The 5,463-nt window shown below is 54.5% G+C and carries 3 rRNA genes; all 3 read right to left on the reverse strand.

Annotated elements, in window-relative coordinates:
• Positions 1–12: 12 nt before the first annotated feature.
• Positions 13–129 (reverse strand): 5S ribosomal RNA (rrf, locus tag ACYVJS_RS16375).
• A gap of 114 nt (positions 130–243) precedes the next feature.
• A 23S ribosomal RNA gene (locus ACYVJS_RS16380) occupies positions 244–3,348 on the reverse strand.
• A 391-nt stretch (positions 3,349–3,739) separates the two neighbouring features.
• Positions 3,740–5,262, reverse strand: a 16S ribosomal RNA gene (locus tag ACYVJS_RS16385).
• Together the 16S, 23S and 5S rRNA genes form the textbook arrangement of a ribosomal RNA operon.
• Between the last annotated feature and the right edge of the window lie 201 nt (positions 5,263–5,463).

Here is a 5,463-nt window from a genome sequence, read left to right on the forward strand (position 1 = left end):
TTTCTAAAAGGAGTCCGGCGGTGTCCTACTCTCCCACAGGGTCCCCCCTGCAGTACCATCGGCGCTGAGAGGCTTAGCTTCCGGGTTCGGAATGGGACCGGGCGTTTCCCTCTCGCTATGGCCGCCGAAACACTATTGATGTTTCAAGTCATGCACACAACAAAAGAATCATGTTGTCTGCGGTTCTCGACCGTACATCGAGAACCACTCAGTGGACGCGAACAGCTTCAGTTCAAACGAAGTGTTATCAAGTCATCGGCTTATTAGTACCAGTCAGCTACACGCATTACTGCGCTTCCACATCTGGCCTATCAACCCAGTAGTCTGGCTGGGAGCCTCTCACCCGAAGGTATGGAAGTCTCATCTTGAGGCCGGCTTCCCGCTTAGATGCTTTCAGCGGTTATCCATCCCGAACGTAGCTAATCAGCGGTGCTCCTGGCGGAACAACTGACACACCAGAGGTTCGTCCAACCCGGTCCTCTCGTACTAGGGTCAGATCCTCTCAAACTTCCTACGCGCGCAGCGGATAGGGACCGAACTGTCTCACGACGTTCTAAACCCAGCTCGCGTACCGCTTTAATGGGCGAACAGCCCAACCCTTGGGACCTACTCCAGCCCCAGGATGCGACGAGCCGACATCGAGGTGCCAAACCATGCCGTCGATATGGACTCTTGGGCAAGATCAGCCTGTTATCCCCGAGGTACCTTTTATCCGTTGAGCGACAGCGCTTCCACAAGCCACTGCCGGATCACTAGTCCCGACTTTCGTCCCTGCTCGACCTGTCAGTCTCACAGTCAAGCTCCCTTGTGCACTTACACTCGCCACCTGATTGCCAACCAGGTTGAGGGAACCTTTGGGCGCCTCCGTTACTTTTTGGGAGGCAACCGCCCCAGTTAAACTACCCACCAGGCACTGTCCCTGAACCGGATTACGGTTCGAAGTTAGATATCCAGAGTGACCAGAGTGGTATTTCAACAATGACTCCACAAACACTGGCGTGTCTGCTTCACAGTCTCCCACCTATCCTACACAAGCCACACCGAACACCAATACCAAGCTGTAGTAAAGGTCACGGGGTCTTTCCGTCCTGCTGCGCGTAACGAGCATCTTTACTCGTAATGCAATTTCGCCGAGTTCGCGGTTGAGACAGTTGGGAAGTCGTTACGCCATTCGTGCAGGTCGGAACTTACCCGACAAGGAATTTCGCTACCTTAGGATGGTTATAGTTACCACCGCCGTTTACTGGGGCTTAAATTCGCAGCTTCGCTTACGCTAACCGCTCCTCTTAACCTTCCAGCACCGGGCAGGCGTCAGTCCGTATACATCGTCTTGCGACTTGGCACGGACCTGTGTTTTTAGTAAACAGTCGCTACCCACTAGTCTCTGCGGCCACCACACCCTTTTCCAGGCAAGCTGGTATAAGTGGATGGCCCCCCTTCTCCCGAAGTTACGGGGGCATTTTGCCGAGTTCCTTAACCACGATTCTCTCGATCTCCTTGGTATTCTCTACCTGACCACCTGAGTCGGTTTGGGGTACGGGCAGCTAGAACCTCGCGTCGATGCTTTTCTCGGCAGCATAGGATCACCCACTTTTTATCCGCATCGTGTCTCAGCCGAACGAGTCGCGGATTTGCCTACGACTCAGCCTACGCACTTGCCCCGGGACAACCATCGCCCGGGTTGGGCTACCTTCCTGCGTCACACCTGTTAATACGCTAACCGCACCAGCATGGGGTCGAGCGTTCACCAAGACGGCATCACCCCGAAGGGATCCACACATTCCTGGCTAGGACTCTTAGCACCACTGGATTAGCTTGGGCGGTTCTTCGCCGGTACGGGAATATCAACCCGTTGTCCATCGACTACGCCTGTCGGCCTCGCCTTAGGTCCCGACTTACCCAGGGAAGATTAGCTTGACCCTGGAACCCTTGGTCTTTCGGAGGACGTGTTTCTCACACGTCTTTCGCTACTCATGCCTGCATTCTCACTCGTGTAGCCTCCACGGCTGGTTCACACCGCCGCTTCGCTGGCCACACGACGCTCTCCTACCCATCAACACGGCTGGACCACGAAGGCCTACCAATAATGTCAATGCCACAACTTCGGTGGCGTGCTTGAGCCCCGTTACATTGTCGGCGCGGAATCACTTGACCAGTGAGCTATTACGCACTCTTTCAAGGGTGGCTGCTTCTAAGCCAACCTCCTGGTTGTCACAGCAACTCCACATCCTTTCCCACTTAGCACGCGCTTAGGGACCTTAGTTGGTGGTCTGGGTTGTTTCCCTCTCGACTATGAAGCTTATCCCCCACAGTCTCACTGCTGCGCTCTCACTTACCGGCATTCGGAGTTTGGCTGACGTCAGTAACCTTGTAGGGCCCATCGGCCATCCAGTAGCTCTACCTCCGGCAAGAAACACGCAACGCTGCACCTAAATGCATTTCGGAGAGAACCAGCTATCACGAAGTTTGATTGGCCTTTCACCCCTATCCACAGCTCATCCCCTCAGTTTTCAACCTAAGTGGGTTCGGTCCTCCACGACGTCTTACCGTCGCTTCAACCTGGCCATGGATAGATCACTTCGCTTCGGGTCTAGGACACGCGACTGAATCGCCCTATTCAGACTCGCTTTCGCTACGGCTACCCCACACGGGTTAACCTCGCCACGTATCGCTAACTCGCAGGCTCATTCTTCAAAAGGCACGCTGTCACCCCTACTAAGGAGGCTCCAACGGTTTGTAAGCAAACGGTTTCAGGTACTATTTCACTCCCCTCCCGGGGTACTTTTCACCTTTCCCTCACGGTACTTGTCCGCTATCGGTCATCTGGGAGTATTTAGGCTTATCAGGTGGTCCTGACAGATTCACACGGGATTTCTCGGGCCCCGTGCTACTTGGGATACTCTCCACGCCAGAACACGCATTTCGACTACGGGGCTGGCACCCACTATGGCTGGCCTTTCAAGACCATTCGTCTATACGCTTCTGTCACGTCGATCACCCGGCAGGATGATCAAGAAAGTCCCACAACCCCCAACGTGCAACGCCTGCCGGCTATCACACACGCTAGGTTTAGCCTCTTCCGATTTCGCTCGCCACTACTCACGGAATCACGGTTGTTTTCTCTTCCTGTGGGTACTGAGATGTTTCACTTCCCCACGTTCCCTCTACCCGCCCTATATATTCAGGCGGGAGTCACTAGGTCGGCACGCCGCCCAGCGGGGTTTCCCCATTCGGAGACCCTCGGATCAAAGTGTGCTTATCCACTCCCCGAGGCTTATCGCAGATTGCTACGTCCTTCTTCGGCTCCAGATGCCAAGGCATCCACCGTTTGCTCTTAAAGACTTGAAATCACATGAGTTTGAATCGTCAACTCGAAAATTGACTAAATGATCTAAAAAAGATCACCTGTGAAATGAATCCGAAGATTCATCTCTAAGATGCTCGCGTCCACTGTGTAGTTCTCAAAGTACGGGCGGTACCAACCCCCACTGCACAAGCAGCAGAAGAAGGCCCAGAGGTACAGCCGCAACCCCCAAAGGAGTCACACCCGGTCCCTCAGGACCCAACAGCGTGCACGCACCAAACCCCTCCGACCCCACCTTTCCCACCGCAAGCGGCGTACTCAGCAGAACCCTCAGACCCTGATGCCTCATCAAATGTTCCACCCATGAGCTCCCAGCGAAGAACGTGCGCCTTCGAACTGGGTTCTGGAAGTCCGAAGACTTCAGATGCTCCTTAGAAAGGAGGTGATCCAGCCGCACCTTCCGGTACGGCTACCTTGTTACGACTTAGTCCTAATTACCGATCCCACCTTCGACGGCTCCCTCCACAAGGGTTAGGCCACCGGCTTCAGGTGTTACCGACTTTCATGACTTGACGGGCGGTGTGTACAAGACCCGGGAACGTATTCACCGCAGCGTTGCTGATCTGCGATTACTAGCGACTCCGACTTCATGAGGTCGAGTTGCAGACCTCAATCCGAACTGGGACCGGCTTTTTGGGATTCGCTCCACCTCACGGTATTGCAGCCCTTTGTACCGGCCATTGTAGCATGCGTGAAGCCCAAGACATAAGGGGCATGATGATTTGACGTCATCCCCACCTTCCTCCGAGTTGACCCCGGCAGTATCCCATGAGTTCCCACCATTACGTGCTGGCAACATAGAACGAGGGTTGCGCTCGTTGCGGGACTTAACCCAACATCTCACGACACGAGCTGACGACAACCATGCACCACCTGTATACGAGTGTCCAAAGAGTTCTACATTTCTGCAGCGTTCTCGTATATGTCAAGCCTTGGTAAGGTTCTTCGCGTTGCATCGAATTAATCCGCATGCTCCGCCGCTTGTGCGGGTCCCCGTCAATTCCTTTGAGTTTTAGCCTTGCGGCCGTACTCCCCAGGCGGGGAACTTAATGCGTTAGCTGCGTCACGGAAACCGTGGAATGGTCCCCACAACTAGTTCCCAACGTTTACGGGGTGGACTACCAGGGTATCTAAGCCTGTTTGCTCCCCACCCTTTCGCTCCTCAGCGTCAGTTACGGCCCAGAGATCTGCCTTCGCCATCGGTGTTCCTCCTGATATCTGCGCATTCCACCGCTACACCAGGAATTCCAATCTCCCCTACCGCACTCTAGTCTGCCCGTACCCACTGCAGGCTGGAGGTTGAGCCTCCAGTTTTCACAGCAGACGCGACAAACCGCCTACGAGCTCTTTACGCCCAATAATTCCGGATAACGCTTGCGCCCTACGTATTACCGCGGCTGCTGGCACGTAGTTAGCCGGCGCTTTTTCTGCAAGTACCGTCACTTTCGCTTCTTCCTTGCTAAAAGAGGTTTACAACCCGAAGGCCGTCATCCCTCACGCGGCGTTGCTGCATCAGGCTTTCGCCCATTGTGCAATATTCCCCACTGCTGCCTCCCGTAGGAGTCTGGGCCGTGTCTCAGTCCCAGTGTGGCCGGTCACCCTCTCAGGCCGGCTACCCGTCGACGCCTTGGTGAGCCATTACCTCACCAACAAGCTGATAGGCCGCGAGCCCATCCTGAACCAAAAAATCTTTCCAAACGTTGACCATGCGGCCACGTCTCGTATCCAGTATTAGACGCCGTTTCCAGCGCTTATCCCAGAGTCCAGGGCAGGTTGCTCACGTGTTACTCACCCGTTCGCCACTGATCCACAGAGCAAGCTCTGCTTCACCGTTCGACTTGCATGTGTTAAGCACGCCGCCAGCGTTCATCCTGAGCCAGGATCAAACTCTCCGTAAAAGAAAAATGCATACACACAACGGAAAAAGAAGTGCGCAGCGAGTTTGAACTGACCAAAAGGATGTCAATACTGACAATCCATAACGCCAACCCCAAAGGGTTGGACTTGATCCAAAGGAATCTCACCCAGCCGAAGCTGGAACGAGGTTATTTGGCATTTGACAAGTGCACGCTGTTGAGTTCTCAAGGAACGGATGCTCC

Source organism: Microbacterium neimengense, from assembly GCF_054782995.1.